The organism is Burkholderia sp. MSMB1078WGS (genome assembly GCF_001528895.1).
GTDB lineage: Bacteria > Pseudomonadota > Gammaproteobacteria > Burkholderiales > Burkholderiaceae > Burkholderia.
Map to the genome: position 1 here is coordinate 236,088 of NZ_LPDI01000038.1, position 15,292 is coordinate 251,379.

General features: G+C 69.4%; 15 protein-coding genes. 8 read left to right on the forward strand and 7 right to left on the reverse strand.

What is annotated here, in order from left to right:
* Positions 1-201 precede the first annotated feature (201 nt).
* The 6 genes from WT24_RS09690 to WT24_RS09710 all read left to right on the forward strand — a co-directional run bounded on the left by WT24_RS09690 (position 202) and on the right by WT24_RS09710 (position 4,405).
* Positions 202-621 (forward strand): HIT family protein, encoded by a 420-nt coding sequence (locus WT24_RS09690; RefSeq protein ID WP_011548975.1) that lies wholly within the window; start codon positions 202-204, stop codon positions 619-621.
* A 248-nt stretch (positions 622-869) separates the two neighbouring features.
* Complete coding sequence (locus tag WT24_RS34850; RefSeq protein ID WP_179949331.1) at positions 870-1,046, forward strand: hypothetical protein; 177 nt, start codon at positions 870-872, stop codon at positions 1,044-1,046.
* A gap of 160 nt (positions 1,047-1,206) precedes the next feature.
* Positions 1,207-1,866: an isoprenylcysteine carboxylmethyltransferase family protein gene (locus WT24_RS09695; RefSeq protein ID WP_059792870.1), complete on the forward strand. Its 660-nt coding sequence runs from the start codon at positions 1,207-1,209 to the stop codon at positions 1,864-1,866.
* Between the two features lie 375 nt (positions 1,867-2,241).
* Positions 2,242-2,703, forward strand: coding sequence for a hypothetical protein (locus tag WT24_RS09700; protein WP_060033030.1), 462 nt, complete (start codon positions 2,242-2,244; stop codon positions 2,701-2,703).
* Positions 2,704-2,719: 16 nt separating this feature from the next.
* Positions 2,720-3,010, forward strand: coding sequence for a hypothetical protein (locus tag WT24_RS09705; RefSeq protein WP_060033031.1), 291 nt, complete (start codon positions 2,720-2,722; stop codon positions 3,008-3,010).
* Positions 3,011-3,568: 558 nt separating this feature from the next.
* Positions 3,569-4,405, forward strand: coding sequence for a bifunctional allantoicase/(S)-ureidoglycine aminohydrolase (locus WT24_RS09710; RefSeq protein WP_034206005.1), 837 nt, complete (start codon positions 3,569-3,571; stop codon positions 4,403-4,405).
* A gap of 80 nt (positions 4,406-4,485) precedes the next feature.
* Here the strand turns inward: WT24_RS09710 and WT24_RS09715 are convergent, their stop codons facing one another.
* On the reverse strand, positions 4,486-5,280 hold the full coding sequence (locus WT24_RS09715; RefSeq protein ID WP_060033033.1) for an aminoglycoside phosphotransferase family protein: 795 nt from the start codon (positions 5,278-5,280) through the stop codon (positions 4,486-4,488).
* 242 nt (positions 5,281-5,522) lie between these two features.
* Here WT24_RS09715 and WT24_RS09720 point away from each other — a divergent pair, with 242 nt between their 5' ends.
* Together WT24_RS09720 and WT24_RS09725 are read left to right on the forward strand one after the other, a co-directional pair.
* Positions 5,523-7,646, forward strand: coding sequence for a penicillin-binding protein 1A (locus WT24_RS09720; protein WP_060033036.1), 2,124 nt, complete (start codon positions 5,523-5,525; stop codon positions 7,644-7,646).
* 8 nt (positions 7,647-7,654) lie between these two features.
* On the forward strand, positions 7,655-8,266 hold the full coding sequence (locus WT24_RS09725) for a trimeric intracellular cation channel family protein (RefSeq protein WP_059499443.1): 612 nt from the start codon (positions 7,655-7,657) through the stop codon (positions 8,264-8,266).
* Between the two features lie 31 nt (positions 8,267-8,297).
* Here WT24_RS09725 and WT24_RS09730 read toward each other — a convergent pair whose 3' ends face one another.
* From WT24_RS09730 to WT24_RS09755, 6 genes are all read right to left on the reverse strand, one after another.
* Positions 8,298-8,687, reverse strand: coding sequence for a VOC family protein (locus WT24_RS09730; protein ID WP_060033038.1), 390 nt, complete (start codon positions 8,685-8,687; stop codon positions 8,298-8,300).
* Positions 8,688-8,794: 107 nt separating this feature from the next.
* Positions 8,795-9,625, reverse strand: a complete 831-nt coding sequence (locus WT24_RS09735) for a heme ABC transporter ATP-binding protein (protein WP_060033041.1) — start codon at positions 9,623-9,625, stop codon at positions 8,795-8,797.
* Positions 9,626-9,644: 19 nt separating this feature from the next.
* Positions 9,645-10,733, reverse strand: a complete 1,089-nt coding sequence (locus WT24_RS09740; RefSeq protein WP_059792883.1) for an iron ABC transporter permease — start codon at positions 10,731-10,733, stop codon at positions 9,645-9,647.
* 15 nt (positions 10,734-10,748) lie between these two features.
* Positions 10,749-11,666, reverse strand: a complete 918-nt coding sequence (locus WT24_RS09745; RefSeq protein WP_060033044.1) for a hemin ABC transporter substrate-binding protein — start codon at positions 11,664-11,666, stop codon at positions 10,749-10,751.
* Positions 11,663-12,754 carry a hemin-degrading factor gene (locus tag WT24_RS09750; RefSeq protein WP_060033047.1) on the reverse strand — a complete coding sequence of 364 codons (1,092 nt, stop codon included), beginning with the start codon at positions 12,752-12,754 and terminating at the stop codon, positions 11,663-11,665. The genes WT24_RS09745 and WT24_RS09750 overlap by 4 nt, the downstream gene beginning before the upstream one ends.
* 49 nt (positions 12,755-12,803) lie before the next feature.
* The gene (locus WT24_RS09755) at positions 12,804-15,077 is read right to left on the reverse strand and encodes a TonB-dependent hemoglobin/transferrin/lactoferrin family receptor (RefSeq protein WP_060033050.1); all 2,274 of its coding nucleotides are present in this window, start codon (positions 15,075-15,077) and stop codon (positions 12,804-12,806) included.
* Positions 15,078-15,292 lie beyond the last annotated feature (215 nt).

Below are 15,292 nucleotides of genomic sequence, written 5' to 3' on the forward strand. Positions count from 1 at the left end.
GCAGTGTCGCAGGTTCGGGCGAGGCGTTGCAATCGCAGCCGCGTGACGCGATGACGGCCGCGTGCGTTCGCACTGCCGCGTGCCCGACAGGCCGGCCGGCGTCGTGCGATCGGCGAGTTGATATCGGGCCGGCCATCGGCCGATAATCGTCCGGCATTGCTCTCTCCCCGTTCCACTGTCCAACCGAGATCGGAAAACGCCATGTCCTATGACAACAACAACCCGTTCGCCAGGATCCTGCGCGGCGAACTGCCCTGCGTGAAGGTCGCCGAAGACGACGCGACGCTCGCGATCATGGACCTGATGCCGCAGGCCGACGGCCACGTGCTCGTGATTCCGAAGGAGCCGGCCGCGCAGATCTTCGAGCTGTCCGGCGATGCGGCCGCGGCCGGCATCCGCATGACGCAGCGCGTCGCGGCGGCAGTGCGCGCGGCGCTCGAGCCGGACGGCGTGTTCATCGGCCAGTTCAACGGCGCGGCCGCTGGCCAGACGGTCCCGCACGTGCATTTCCACGTGATTCCGCGCTGGGAAGGCGCGGAGCTGCGGATGCATGCGCGCGACGTCGCCGACGCGGCGACGCTCGAAGCGCTCGCGCAGCGCATCCGCGCCCGCTTCGTGTAACGGCCCGACGCACCCGGTGCAGCCGCCGTCCACCGGCCGCCGTGCCGCCCGAGCCTGTTTCAGCGGTCACACCAGGTAACACGTGTAACCGGCCGGGAAACTCGGCCGGCCGGGCCCGGCGCTAGACTCCGCGCATTGTTTCATCGAGCGACAGGAAGGGCGGATCGCCTCTTCGTGCCGGCCGCCGCCCGTCGCGGCGGCACGGCCTTCGCGCGGTGCCATTCGTCTTTCGCGCCGGGAACCGAGCCATGTCCAGACTTCTCATTATGCTTGCCCTGATCGGCGGCCTGTCCGGCTGCTACGTCGCGCCGCCATACGGCTACGCGCCCGCGCCGGCTTACTACGGGTACGGCTACGGCTATGCGCCCGCGTACTACGCGCCGCCCGTCAGCGTCGGAATCGGCGGCCACTTCCGCATCCGCTGATCCGCCGCAGTGCGCCAGCCCGGGCCATACCGGCCCCGGTTGGCCGCGTGCGGCTTGACGATGCGCGCGAACGCGCGCGCCGCATGACGGCGGCGCACGGCACCGGGTGTGTGCAGTTCCTATACTTCACGGGAAAGCACGCCCCCGCGAGGCCGTCATCATGACAGTTACCCCCAAGGTCGTCGTCCTGTCGAGCGTCGCCACGCTCGTCTACCTCGGGCTCGCCGTGCTCGGCAGCGGCGGGTTCGCCGTGTTCTTCTCGCATCCGCCGTTGATCGTCGTCGTCGTCGCGACGTTCGCGATGGCCGTCGCCGCACTGTTCACCGAAGGCAACCTGAGCAGCGGCGAGCGCGAGAACCGCGACAATCGCTGGGTGCTCGCGGCGTTCGCGGCGAGCGGCTTCCTGCTCGCGTACTTGCCCGCGCTGACCGACCGGCTCGACGTCTGGGCCTTCGGCGGCGACACCGTGCGCTGGACCGGCGTCGTGCTGTACATCGCGGGCGGCGTGCTGCGCATCTGGCCCGTGTTCGTGCTCGGCAAGCGCTTCAGCGGGCTCGTCGCGATCCAGCCGGGCCATACGCTCGTGACGGGCGGCGTCTACAGCCGCATCCGCAATCCGAGCTATCTCGGTCTGCTCGTCAATTCGCTTGGCTGGGCGCTGGCGTTTCGCTCGGGCATCGGCGTGCTGCTGGTCGCCCTGATGCTGGTGCCGCTCGTCGCACGGATCCGTTCGGAGGAGGCATTGCTGCGTTCGCAATTCGGCGCCGAATACGACGCGTACTGCGCGCGGACGTGGCGGTTGCTGCCTGGCGTGTACTGACCCCGCCATCTTTTCTCCGCCCGCCGTTCGGAGGCCGCTTACGGCATGTGCAGATGTGTTGCCACGTGTGTCTCAAACGTGCGTTCGCGCGCATGAGCGGTCTGCGGCGGTGTGGGGCCGGACCCTTGCTTGAGTCAATACCAGCAAGGATTTCGAGCGATTTCCGGTACGCGTTCGACATGCGTGATTCGTAAACAACTTGTTACCAGAATGTCCACGGCAGGAATGCGGGACCGGTGCTATTCTTCGCCGCAAGCTCATTGAAATGAATTGGTCCGCGGTTCGGCACAATGCCTGGCCCGACGTCGATCGATTCAGATCGTCGTAACGAGCGGACTTCGATAACCAGAATTGCGAACAAGGAAGAATACGGGAATGTGGAAGAAAATCGCCCCCGCTCTCGTCGTCGCCGTGCTGACCGGCGCGACCGCACTGCCGGCAGTGGCCGGTGACTTGAACAACGCGCTCGGCGGCGCGCTCGGCGGGGTTGCCGGCGCAGCGGTCGGCGGCGCGGTCGGCGGCAGCACCGGCTCCGTCATCGGCGGCGCGATCGGCGGCGGCGCCGGCGGCGCGGTGACGTCGAACCGTCGCGAGCGCACCGGCGCGATCATCGGCGGCGCCCTTGGCGGCGGCGCAGGTACCGCCGCAGGCAACGCGATGGGCGGCCGCACGGGCGGCCTGCTGGGCGCGGCAGTCGGCGGCGGCGCCGGCGCGGCACTCGGCGGCGGCGCCGGCGCGGCACTCGGCGGCAACATGTCGCGCAGTTCGTACGATCGCGATCACGGCGACCGCGGCTACCGTCACCGCAAGCATCGTCACCACCGCGACTGGGACTGATCGCCGCTGGCGCGGCATGGTGCGCGAGCCGCGCACCGGCGCGCCGACGGCGTCGGCATCCCGACGCGAGCTTCAGCCCGGCGTCCTGCCGGGCTGCTTCGCCGGCCAGACCGGCGATTCTCCTCCGGCTGCATCAGCCGCTGCCATGTGCCCGATCGACGGGCCGGCCATTCTCCTCACGCCGTTTTGCCCGTTTCTCGACGACACCAGTCGCCGCGTCGTAACGCGTCCGAATGCGTCCGCACAGGATCTGCCGAACGACATCTGCTTTTCCTTCGACACGTCGACTCGTTCCAACCTGACTTGACCTGATCGTCTCCCGCGATCCTGCCGCAGCGATCCGCTGCCGCGCACGTAGCAACCGACTTCGATCCGCGTCACGAAATGCACCGAGACCGTCGCTTGCGCGCCGCGTTGCCGTGTATGGACGCATTGCACGAACGTCGCGACCGTCAGGATTTCCCTGATAGTCAGCGCGCCTCGCGACGCCTCCCGACCGCGCGTCGCAGGCGCCGACGGGTAGTGGTAAATCGAATGGATGTCATCGCAACATTTAATTGGTCGATCGCGATCGACTTCGCTATCGTCGGCGATGCTCGCGTACGGAGTCGAACCGTGCCGTCGTCCGCGCCTCGCCGCATGATCGCGAGTGCGGCGGCCCGGCCGCCGGCCCGACGACCCGGCCCGCCGCGTCCCCCGAACCGGACGGACCCGACGCGAAGCCTGGCCGACCGATCGAAGGCGCATGCGCTTTCAAGCCACCCCGGCAACGATGTCCCGCCGTCGCATGCGTGCCCCACGCGCATGCGAACCGCCCGATGCCGTTTGCGCCCGGGGCCGGACCAACCCATTGCCTGGATGCAATATGTCTAAGACAACGTATTACGCGCCGCACGGCGGCCACCCGCCGCAAACGGATCTGCTGACCGATCGCGCGATGTTCACCGAGGCGTACGCGGTGATTCCGAAGGGTGTGATGCGCGACATCGTCACGAGCTGGCTGCCGTTCTGGACCCACACGCGCCTGTGGGTGATCGCCCGTCCGCTGTCGGGTTTCGCGGAAACTTTCTCTCAGTACATCGTCGAAGTGAATCCGGGCGGCGGCAGCGACAAGCCCGAGCAGGACAAGAACGCCGAAGCCGTGCTGTTCGTCGTCGAAGGCGAAGCCGAGCTGACGCTGCAAGGCAAGCAGCACACGCTGAAGCCGGGCGGCTACGCGTTCATTCCGCCGGGCGCGGACTGGACGCTGCACAACGTCAGCGATGCGGCGGTGCGTTTCCACTGGATCCGCAAGCATTACCAGGCCGTCGACGGCATTCCGCTGCCCGAAGCGTTCGTGACCAACGAACAGGACGTCGAGCCGATCCCGATGCCGGGCACCAACGGCGCATGGGTGACGACGCGCTTCGTCGACATGAGCGACATGCGTCACGACATGCACGTGAACATCGTGACGTTCGAGCCGGGCGGCGTGATTCCGTTCGCCGAAACGCACGTGATGGAGCACGGCCTGTACGTGCTGGAAGGCAAGGCCGTTTATCGCCTGAACCAGGACTGGGTCGAGGTGGAAGCCGGCGACTTCATGTGGCTGCGCGCGTTCTGCCCGCAGGCGTGCTATTCGGGCGGGCCTGGGCGGTTCCGTTATCTGCTGTACAAGGATGTGAATCGTCACATGAACCTGACGCTGAACCCGGCGCGCTGAAGCGTCGCGCAAGTCGGACGCGAAAGCCCGCCGGTGTGAGCCGGTGGGCTTTTTTCATCGGCGATGCGCGCGGTGTGGGGTTACCGGTCAAGCGCGGCCGCAGCCAGCGCGGCGACCTGCAGCCGCGTATCGGGCGGCAGATCGTCTTCGATCAACCATATTGCCGACAGCCCCGACCACGCGAGTATCCATTGCAGCAACCGCCGCCGGTCGAGTTGCGCCGCGTCGGCCACGAGCACGACGCGCCGCTCGAAACGCACCGGATCGACCGCGATGTCGTGCGCGGGATTGCAGAACAGGTTCGCGTAGTCGAACGTGCGCTCGCCGCGCAGCCCTTTCGGGTCGATCGCGCGCCAGCCGCGATCGCCGAAATGAAGGATGTTGTCGTGATGGATGTCGCCGTGCAGCACGACTTCGTCGACGGATGGCTCGGCCAGCAATTGGCGTGCGCTCGTTGCGGAGCGGCGCAGCGTGTCGTTGTCGGCATCGCTCGACAGCAGCGCGTAGAACCAGTCGTGCAGCGGCACGACCGCAGGCACCTGCGGCGCACGATGCGCGTGCAGCCGCGCGACGACGTCGCAGGCGATGCGCATCGTGTCGTCGTCGTGGCCCGCCGCCGACAACGCGGCCAGCGACGGCGCCGGCTGCGCGCGTTCGAGCAGGATCGCGTCGCCGTCGTGCCGCCACACCTGCGCGGTGCCTTGCCCGTTCCACCAGGCCATCAGCGCATTGCCGCGGCGCTCTTCGTCGCAGGTGGCGACTTTCAGCATCGCGGGCCGCGCGTGCCAGACGACCGGCAATAGGCCGCCGCTCGCGGTCAGGATCGGGCCGCCGTCGGGGGCGAGGCCCCACAGGTCGAGATATCGATCGAACATCCGACGATGGTACAAGCGAACCGGTTCATGCGCCCGGCGCGCTCGGTCGCGACGACGTGCCGCAGACCCGCATACACGGCGCGAGCCGGCCCCAAAGCGCTTTCCTAAATAAAATTTAGCCAGCCAAACTTTGGCTAAAGAATGTTCCGGTTTCACGTCATCCCTTCGACAATGCGCGCCTTTCGCGACCGATCGGCGCCGCTCGCGCGCCGGCCGTCGCGGTATTGAAGAAGGAGCCCGACATGACCGACCCCACCGCCAGTCCGCCGCCGCCCGCGCCGCCATCCGCACCGCCACGCCGCCGCGTATGGCGCACGCTCGCGGGCGCACTGCTCGGCCTGACGCTTGCGTGCGCAGGCATCGGCGCATGGACGATCGATCGCATCTGGACGCAGTTGCCGTCCGTCGAACACCTAGCCGTCTATCGTCCCGCGCTGCCGCTGCGGATCTTCTCGCGCGACGGCGACCTGCTGGCCGAATACGGCGTCGAGCGGCGCGAGTTCGTGCCGCTCGAACGCATCCCGCCGCTGATGCGGCATGCGCTGCTCGCGGCCGAGGACGCGAAATTCTACGAACACGGCCCGGTCGATGTCGGCGGCCTCGCGCGCGCGACGTTCGCGAACGTCGTCACCGGGCAGCCGGGGCAAGGCGGCAGCACGATCACGATGCAGGTCGCGCGCAACTTCTACCTGACGCGCGACAAGGTGCTGAGCCGCAAGCTCGCCGAGATCCTGATGGCGGCCAAGCTCGAACGCGAATACAGCAAGGACAAGCTGCTCGAGCTGTACATGAACGAGATCTATCTGGGCGAGCGCGCGTACGGCTTCGCGGCGGCCGCGCACGTGTACTTCGGCAAGCCGCTCGATGCGCTGAGCGCGGGCGAGGCGGCTGTGCTCGCCGGGTTGCCGAAGGCGCCGTCCGCGTTCAATCCGGTCGTCAATCCGGCGCGCGCGACCGCGCGGCGCAACTACGTGCTCGGCCGGATGCATGCGCTCGGCCAGCTCGACGACGCGGCGTATCGCACGGCCGTCGACGCGCCGATCGTGCTGGCGACCACGCCGCCGCCGGGGATCGTCGCGGCCCCGTACGTTGCCGAGCGCGCGCGCCGCATGATGGTCGAGCGGTTTCACGACGACGCGTACACGCTGGGCCTCGACGTGACGACGACGATCTCGATGCGCGACCAGCGCGCGGCCGAAGCCGCGCTCGAGCGCACGCTGAGCCGGCAGCCGCGCGCGAAGCGCGACATGCGCAACGGGCTCGAAGGCGCGCTCGTGTCGCTCGATGCGGCCACCGGCGACATGCTCGCGCTGGTCGGCGGCGCGGATTTCGAGCGCAACGTGTTCGACCATGCACTGCAGGCGTATCGCCAGCCGGGCTCGAGCTTCAAGCCGTTCGTCTATTCGGCCGCGCTGGAGAAGGGCTACTTCCCCGGCGTGCTCGTCGACGATACGCAGCGCACGCTCACGCACGCGGAAACCGGCGCGCGGCCGTGGCGTCCGCGTAATTTCGGCAATCGCTACGAAGGCTTCATCCCGGTGCGGCGCGGGCTCGTGCGCTCGAAGAACCTGGTCGCGGTCAGCCTGATGCAGGCCGCCGACGCGCGCTACGTGCAGCAGCACGCGGTGCGTTTTGGCTTCGACGCGCAGCGCAATCCGGCGTCGCTGCCGCTCGCGCTCGGCGCGGGCGCCGTGACGCCGCTCGAACTCGCGAGCGCATACGGCGTGTTCGCGAACGGCGGGACGCGGATGGAGCCGCGCCTGATCCTGTCGGTGAAGCAGCGCCACGGCGGCGCGATGTACGAGGCGACCGTGCCGGCGGGCGAGCGGGTCGTGTCGGCGCGCAATGCGTTCGTGATGGACAGCATGCTGCGCGACGTCGTGCGGGCCGGCACCGCGCGCGGCGCGCTCGCGCTGCGGCGTGACGACACGGCGGGCAAGACGGGCACGTCGAACGGGTCGAAGGACGTATGGTTCGCCGGCTACTCGTCGGGCATCGTCGCGGTCGCGTGGCTCGGCTACGACACGCCGCGCCCGATGGGGCGCGCGACCGGCGCGACGCTGGCGCTGCCGGTCTGGCTCGACTACATGAAGGCGGCCGTCGACGGGCGCACGCCGGTCGCTGCGACGCCGCCGCAGGACGTCGCGCTCGTCGACGGCGATTTCGTCTACGCCGAATACACGCACGGCACGTGCACGGCCGACGTGCCGCCGTATATCCGCAGCCGCTTTGCATGCGGCGGCGCGGCAGCCGCCGATGCGCCGGATGCGCCGGCCGACCACGGCAAGCGCGACGCACCGATGCCTGCCGCCGTCGATGCGGCCGAGCGCGAACGCGTGCTCGACCTGTTCCGGACCGACGACTGACGCGCGCCATGCATACGCTCTATCTGATTGCGATCGTCGCGGAAGCGATGTCGGGGGCGCTGATGGGCATGCGCCGCGGGATGGACCGCTTCGGGCTCGCGCTCGTGGGCGCGGTGACGGCGCTCGGCGGCGGCACCGTGCGCGACGTGCTGCTCGGCCACTATCCGCTCGGCTGGATCGCGCATCCCGAATACCTGGTGATCACGCTCGTCGCGGCGACCGTCGCGTCGTGGGCGGCGCGGCACGTCGCGCGGATGAAGACGCTGTTCGTCACCGTCGATGCGATCGGCCTCGCGGCGTTCACGATCATCGGCTGCGACGTCGGCGCGTCGACCGGCACGGCGCCGATCATCGTCGTGCTGGCCGGCGCGATCACGGGCGTGTGCGGCGGGATGCTGCGCGACCTGCTGTGCAACGAGATGCCGCTGATCCTGCGCGAGGAACTGTATGCGAGCGTCGCGTTCGTTACGGGCGCGCTGTATGTCGGGATGCAGCATCTCGGCATCGACGCGGGATTCGCGACGCTCGTCGCTCTGGCGGCCGGTTTCTCGATGCGGATGCTCGCCGTGCGGCTCGGCTGGAAGATGCGCAGCTTCGGCGCGGCGGACGTCGAGCATTGAGTGCTCGCGCCCGTGCCTGCCGGGCCGGCATTCAGTCTGGCTGCATCACCTGAAAGACGTTCCCTTCCGGATCGATGCCGTCGACGATCCGGTACGGGAAGCCGTCGTAGCGCTTCAGCCCGCGCACGGTCACGCCGTCGCGGGCGAGCCGGTCGCGATACGCGTCGATATCGGCGTCGATCGTGAATACGAGCTTCACGTTGCCGGCGGCCGCGTTCGCGTTCGTGCTTGCCGATGCGGCCGCATGGCGGAACGCCGGGCCGGCCCGATGCAGCGCGAGTTCGATCGCGCCCGCGTCGAGTACGGCCCATTCGCCGTCGATTTCCTCGATGACGGGCAGCGCGAAATGCCGTCGATAGAACGCCTTCAGCAACGCGACGTTGCGGACGTACAGGATGATGCGGGTCATCGGAAGCGGCACGGGAATTTCCTCGAAGGAGCAAAACGATCGATCTGGAGAGAACACACCGCCACCCAAGGCAACGAACTGCATCGAGCGACGCAACGATCGTGCGACACACGCCCGCGCTACGCGGGCACCATCACCGGCGGCGTCCCGTCGCCGGTTTCCACCATCCTCACCGCGAAGCCATAGCACCGCGCGATATGGGCGGGCGTCATCACGTCGCGCGGTGCGCCATGCGCGACGATCGTGCCGTCGACGAGCATCGCGATCGCATCCGCATGCCGCGCGGCGAGGTTCGGATCGTGGACGATCGCGAGCACGCCGAGCTGCCATTCGCGCGCGACGGCGCGCACGGTATCGAGCAGGCGGTGCTGGTGCGCGAGATCGAGCGCGGCGGTCGGCTCGTCGAGCAGCAGGTAACGCGGGCCGGGTTCCGTCGTGTCGTGGTCGGGCCACAGCTGCGCGAGGACGCGGGCGAACTGCACGCGCGCGAGTTCGCCGCCCGACAGCGTCGTGACGTCGCGGCCGACGAGCGCATCGGCGCCCGCGCGTTCGAGCGCGCGCCACGCGATGTCGCGATCGCGGTGTGCGATTACGTGCCGCACACCGCCGCGCCGCGCATGCGGATAGCGGCCGAGCAGCACGATTTCGTCGACGCTGAACGGGAAGGCCGGCTGCGCGGCCTGCGGCAGCACCGCGCGCAGGCACGCGAGCCGCCGCGCGTCGATGCGCGCGAGCGGTTCGCCGTTCAGCGTGACGTCGCCCCTCACGCGCACGCCGTTCGGTGCGACGCTGCCGGTCAGCTCGCCGGCGAAGGTTTTCAGCAGCGTGCTCTTGCCCGCGCCGTTGCGGCCGAGCAGCGCCGTCACGCGGCCGGGTTCGATCGACAGCGACAGGTCGCGCAGGATCGTGCCGTGCCGGCGAGTGACGTCGAGGTGGTGGGCGGTCAGCATGGTCGTCGTGAAGAAGGGATTACCCGCCGAGCGCGCCGCGGTTCTTCCACAGCAGCGCGAGGAAGAACGGTGCGCCGAGCAGCGCGGTCAGCACGCCGAGCGGAATGTCGGCGGGCGCGGCGACGGTGCGCGCGGCGAGATCGGCAGCGAGCGTCAGCAACGCGCCGAGCAATGCGGCGCCGGGCAGCACGATGCGCTGGTCGGGACCGCACGCGAGGCGCACGCAATGCGGCGCGACGAGCCCGATGAAGCCGACGATGCCCGCGCACGACACGAGCGCGCCCACGGCGAGCGCGACCGCGACGAGCACGCGCCGCTTCAGTTGCTGCACGGGTACGCCGAGATGCAGCGCTTCGGTTTCGCCGAGCTGCAGCGCATTCAGCGCATCGCGTTCGCGCACGAGCAGCATGCAGCCGAGCGCGACGCACGGCGCGACGGCCGCCAGCGTCGACCATTGCGCGCCGCCGAGGCTGCCGAGGCTCCAGAAGGTCAGCGAACGCAGCTGTGCATCGTCGGCGACGAACGTGAGCAGCCCGATCGCCGCGCCGGCCAGCGCATTAATCGCGATGCCGGCGAGCAGCAGCAGCGGCAGCGCAAGCCGGCCGCGCGACGCGGCCAGCCGGTAGACGAGCGCCGCGACCGCGAGGCCGCCCGCGAACGCGGCAACCGGCAGCGCGGCCGCGCTCGCGTGTGCGGCGAAGAGCGCGGGACCGAGCACGATCAGCACGGTCGCGCCGAGCGCGGCGCCGCTCGACACGCCGACGAGTCCCGGATCGGCGAGCGGATTGCGGAACAGCGCCTGCATTGCGGCGCCGGTTGCGCCGAAGCCGCCGCCGACCAGCAGCGCGAGCGCGACGCGCGGTGCGCGGATGTCGAACAGCACGGCGCGCGCCTGTTGCGCGGCTGCGTCGCCGCTCAGTGCGGCCCAGGCTTGCGCCAGCGGAATGCGGTACGCGCCGACGCACAGCGCGACGACGGACATCGCGCCCACCAGAACGGCGAGCGCGGCCAGGACGAACGGCGCGAAGCGGCGTGACGTGCCGATGCGCGCGGCGCCGGCGCGCGAGGCGGACGATGGCGCGTTGAAGGGCGAAACGTGAGCGGGCATCGGGTCGATCCGGAATCAGGCGAGCGCATCCGACAGGCGTCGATGCAGGGTCGTGACGGCGAGCGGCAGGCGCGGGCCGAAGCCGAGCAGGAACAGCGCGTCGAGCGAGACGACGCGCCGCGCGCGGCCGGCCGGCGTCGCGCCGAAGCCGGGTGTCGCGAGCAGCGCGGCGTGACCGCCGACGGCCGCCAGCCCTTCGTCGGAGATCAGCACGACGTCGGGTGCGGCCGCCGCGAGCGCCTCGGTCGTCAGCGGCTTGTAGTGATCGAAGCCCTGCATCGCGTTGCGCGCGCCCGCATAGCGGATCATCGCGTCGGCGGCGGTGCGCTGGCCGGCGACGAGCGCCTGGGTGCCGGTATGGTTCAGCACGAACAGCACGCGTGGCGGCTGCGCGCCGCCGGGCGCGCGCGCGGCGACCGCGTCGCGCGCGGCCTGCCAGTCGCGATCGAAACGCCGCAGCAGCGCGGCGCCGGCGTCGCGCACGTCGAGCGCCTGCGCGACACCGGCGATCTTCGCGCGCACCGATTCGACGTCGTGGTGTTCGTCGAACGTCGTCACCGTCACGCCGGCGCCTTTCACCTGCGCGATCGCCGTCGGCGGGCCGGCTTCCGCCGATGCCAGCACGAGATCGGGCCGCAGCGACAGCAGCCCTTCGGCCGACAGCGCGCGCTGGTAGCCGACCTTCGGCAGGCGCTTCGCGGCGTCGGGATACGTGCAGGTCGTGTCGGCGCCGACGAGCCGGTAACGCGGCGTCTCGGCGCCGCCGAGCGCGAACGCCGTTTCCGCGAGCGCGCCGCCGATCACGATCACGCGCTTCGGTGCGGCGGGCGCAACTTGTGCGAGCACGCTACCGGGCAGCCCCGCCGCGAGCGCGCCGGCCGTCGCGCCGGCCAGCAGCGTACGGCGGCGCGGATCGAATGGCCGCGCGCTCACCGCGCGGCTCCGCGTGCGGCCGGCGGCAGCGTCGCGACGAGCGCGCGCCAGTCGTCGCGTTCGACCTTTCCCGGCTTGCGTTCGCCGAACAGCAGCGCGACATGGTCGCCCTGCCGGTCGAACAGCTCGAGCGACGTGACGATGCCGTCGCTCGTCGGCTTCTTCACGACCCAGGCGGCGGCGATCAGGTCTTCACGCACATGCAGGTTGAAACCCGGATCGAGCACGTTGATCCACGCGCCGACCTCGCGCACGTTCGCGACGGGGCCCGTATGGATCTGGATCATCCCCGCGTTGCCGACGAACACCATGATCGGCTGGCCGCTTTTGGCCGCCTGTTCGAGCACGTGGCGCAACGCATGCGCGGTTTCGACCGGATACGCGTATTGCGGATCGGCGAGGCGCAGCGCCTGCATGCGGCTCACGCCGAAGCGCTGCGTGATGCCGAAGAACTGGTGCGTGTCGGTCATCGCGTCCCACGCGGCGCGAAAGCCCGCGACGTCGATCTCGGTGTCCGCGCGCTCGGGCGTTTTCGGCGCGGCGGGCGCGACCTCGAGGCCCGGCTCCTGCGACGGCGCGCGCCAGCGTTCGACGAACGCGTCGTATGCGGCATGATCGCTGTGCGCGCGCAGGTAGACCTTGTGGATCGCATGACCCTGCGCATCGAAGAACTGCAGGCTCTTCAGCGGGCCGTGCGCGGTTTCGTCGCGCACCGCGAACGCCGACACCCAGTGACGATAGAAGATGCGCAGGTCGATGTCGCCGAGCGCGAGGCCGACGGGGCCGTCGTGGCTCATCTGCGCGTATTCGCCGTCCTTTTCGTGGACGGCCGTGTCGTTGCGCGTGAGCGCCATCACGCGGCCGAGACGCGGCATTTCCTCGAACATCGTCGGAAAGCGCGCGTCGAGCCGCACGACGTGCTCGCCGACGAATGCGGCGAGCGCCTCGGCTTCGCTGACGCCGAGCGCCTGCGCGACGTCGCGGTTGCGCAGTTGGCGCTCGGTCTTGAGCTTGATGAACGCGTCGCGCAGCGCGGTGGCCGCGCGGGCCGGCGTGGCCGATTGACCGGGAAGGGCGGATGGCATCATGTCGGACTCCTTCAAGTAACGGTTGGGGTGGCAGCGCGGGCACCGCGCATCAGAAATCCACTTTCATGCTGACGGCGACCGTGCGGCCGGGCGACGAATACGCATCGAGCACCTGTGAATCGGCCGCGATGCCGCGCACGTCCGACCAGTTCCAGTACTTGCGGTCGAACAGGTTGCGGATGCCGATCGTCGCGCTCACGTGCTTGTTGAAGCGGTAGCCGCCGCGCAGGTCGACGACGAACGACGACGGCGGCGTGAAGCACGCCTTGTTCGAACAGTCGGACTTGTCGATGTCCTTGTCGCGTTTGGCGGCCTGGAACAGCAGGTCGGTCTGCACGAACCAGCGTTCGCCCGGTTCGTACCGCACGCCGAACACGGCCGAGAACGGGTTCACGGTGTTGAGCGGCTGGCTGGCCGCGCCGTCGTTCTGCGTCGAGCCTTTCGTGAACGCCATCGCCGTCTTCAGCGTGATGCCGTTCGGCATCACCCATTCGGCGCGGCCTTCGAGGCCGTGGATGCGCGCGTCGGCGAAGTTCACGTACTGGAACACGAACGGGTCGACCGGGCGGCCGCTGCCGGCGATCGTCGTGCGCGAGATGAAGTTGCGGTAGCGGCCGGTGAACGCGGCCGCGCTGTAGCGCACGACGCCGTAGCCGGTGCCGGCCTTGCCGCGCAGGCCGGCTTCGAACGTGTCGCTGGTTTCGGGCTTCAGGTTCGGATTGCCGATCGACGTGTAGCCGTACACCGGATTCGAGAAGCTGCTGTTCACCTGGTCGGGCGTCGGCGCGCGGAAGCCGTGCGCGTACTGCACGTACGGAATGACCGCGGGCGTGATCTCGTAGAGCACGGCGACGCGCGGCGATAGTTCGTTCGCGCTCGTCGACACGGCCTTGCCGGTGAACAGCGGATCGTTTTCGGTCGGGCTCAGCCGGTACGTGTCGAAGCGCAGGCCCGGCGTGACGAGCAGGCGGCCGTAGCCGATCTGGTCCTGCACGAACGCGCCGAACAGCGTGTAGTCGGTGTCGGGGAACGCCTTGTTCGGGAACGCTTCGCCGACGCCCGGCACCGTGCCGTCGCGCATGTTCGTCACGCGCGACAGGCTGCCGTCCACGCCGTACAGCAGCTTGTGCGCGAGCGGGCCGGTCGCGAAGCCGCTTTCGGCGAACGCGGCGCCGCCGAACGTGCGTTCCTTGTACTGGTTGTCGCGCGAGCGCGATTTCAGCGGCGCACTGCGCGTCTCGAACGCGTACTGGTCCTGCTTCGCGTCCTGGTAGTAGAACTGCACGTGCGCGGTCTGGAACCAGCGGAATGCGTCGTCGCGGAAGTCGTAGTCGACGCTGAAGCGATTGCGCTCGAGCCGGTCGTGAGTCGTGAGGCCGAGCGTCGCCGGCGCATTGATCGCGGAGAGCACGTCCGTGCTCACGCGCCGCTGCACCGTTTCGGCGGTGAACTTGACCGTGTCGCGCGCAGTCGGCGTCAGCACGAGCTTGCCGAGCAGCGATTCCGAATAGACGTCCTGCGGGTTCGACGTCGTGCGCAGCGTGCTCGCCGAGTTGTTGCCGCCGCGCGTGTCGACCTCGTGGCCGCGCCGGCCGTCGGCGATGATCATCCCCTGGATGCGGTCGTTGCCGCCCGCTGCCGACACGGTCGCGCCGATGCTGCGGTCGGTCGAGTCGTAGCTCGGCCGGAACGAGAAGTAATAGGGTTTGTCGTGGATCGACAGCAGGTCGCGCGGGTCTTTCGTGATGAAGTTCACCGCGCCGGTCAGGCCGTCGCTGCCGTAGAGCGCCGACGCCGGCCCGCGCAGGATCTCGATGCGCTTGAGCGTGTCGAGATCGGCGTAGTCGCCGCGACCCGCTTCGAGCGGCCCGAACGAGAACGCGTTCGGCAGGCGGATGCCGTCTTCCATCAGCAGCACGCGATTGCCTTCGAGGCCGCGGATGTTGATGCTCGAATCGCCGTCGCGGCCGCCGCCGAGCGCGGCGCTGCCGGGCCGGTACGCGGTGCGGCGCACCGTGATGCCGGGCTCGTAGCGCAGCGCGTCCTTGATGTTGGTGGCCTGCTGCGCTTCGAGATCCTCGTCGGTGATCACCGACACGGACGCCGCCGTGCGGCTCGCCGCGGTGGCGGTGCGGGTGGCCGTGACGGTGACGGGGTCGAGCAGCGCCGCATCGCCGCGCGTGGACGCGGCGGCGGTCAGGACGGCGGCAGGCGGGGTGGCGCCTTGCGGCGACGAATCGGCGTGAGCCGTGGCGGCGGACAGGCCGAACGCGCCGAACAGCGCGGCACAGATCGGCCGCCGCGCCAGCGTATAGCAATGCACAGGTGGTCTCCCATTGACGATAACAAGCCCGAAGGCTGGCTGGGTGACGCGTTCACCTGGCTGGCCCGTTTGCGCGCGGCATGCGGCAAACGGCGATTTGAAAGGCAACTGACAATTTTGTCAGTGTAAATGAGAATTATTATCAATACAAGGACACGAAGCGACCCACGCGAGTGAGTGCTCGCATGCGCGGCTCGCGCGAGCCGGGACGGAAA

Coding starts and splice junctions, on each gene's coding strand:
- WT24_RS09690 (WP_011548975.1), top strand. CDS start 202: ATGTCCTATGACAACAACAACCCGTTCGCCAGGATCCTGCGCGGCGAA.
- WT24_RS34850 (WP_179949331.1), top strand. CDS start 870: ATGTCCAGACTTCTCATTATGCTTGCCCTGATCGGCGGCCTGTCCGGC.
- WT24_RS09695 (WP_059792870.1), top strand. CDS start 1,207: ATGACAGTTACCCCCAAGGTCGTCGTCCTGTCGAGCGTCGCCACGCTC.
- WT24_RS09700 (WP_060033030.1), top strand. CDS start 2,242: ATGTGGAAGAAAATCGCCCCCGCTCTCGTCGTCGCCGTGCTGACCGGC.
- WT24_RS09705 (WP_060033031.1), top strand. CDS start 2,720: ATGGTGCGCGAGCCGCGCACCGGCGCGCCGACGGCGTCGGCATCCCGA.
- WT24_RS09710 (WP_034206005.1), top strand. CDS start 3,569: ATGTCTAAGACAACGTATTACGCGCCGCACGGCGGCCACCCGCCGCAA.
- WT24_RS09715 (WP_060033033.1), bottom strand. CDS start 5,280: ATGTTCGATCGATATCTCGACCTGTGGGGCCTCGCCCCCGACGGCGGC.
- WT24_RS09720 (WP_060033036.1), top strand. CDS start 5,523: ATGACCGACCCCACCGCCAGTCCGCCGCCGCCCGCGCCGCCATCCGCA.
- WT24_RS09725 (WP_059499443.1), top strand. CDS start 7,655: ATGCATACGCTCTATCTGATTGCGATCGTCGCGGAAGCGATGTCGGGG.
- WT24_RS09735 (WP_060033041.1), bottom strand. CDS start 9,625: ATGCTGACCGCCCACCACCTCGACGTCACTCGCCGGCACGGCACGATC.
- WT24_RS09740 (WP_059792883.1), bottom strand. CDS start 10,733: ATGCCCGCTCACGTTTCGCCCTTCAACGCGCCATCGTCCGCCTCGCGC.
- WT24_RS09750 (WP_060033047.1), bottom strand. CDS start 12,754: ATGATGCCATCCGCCCTTCCCGGTCAATCGGCCACGCCGGCCCGCGCG.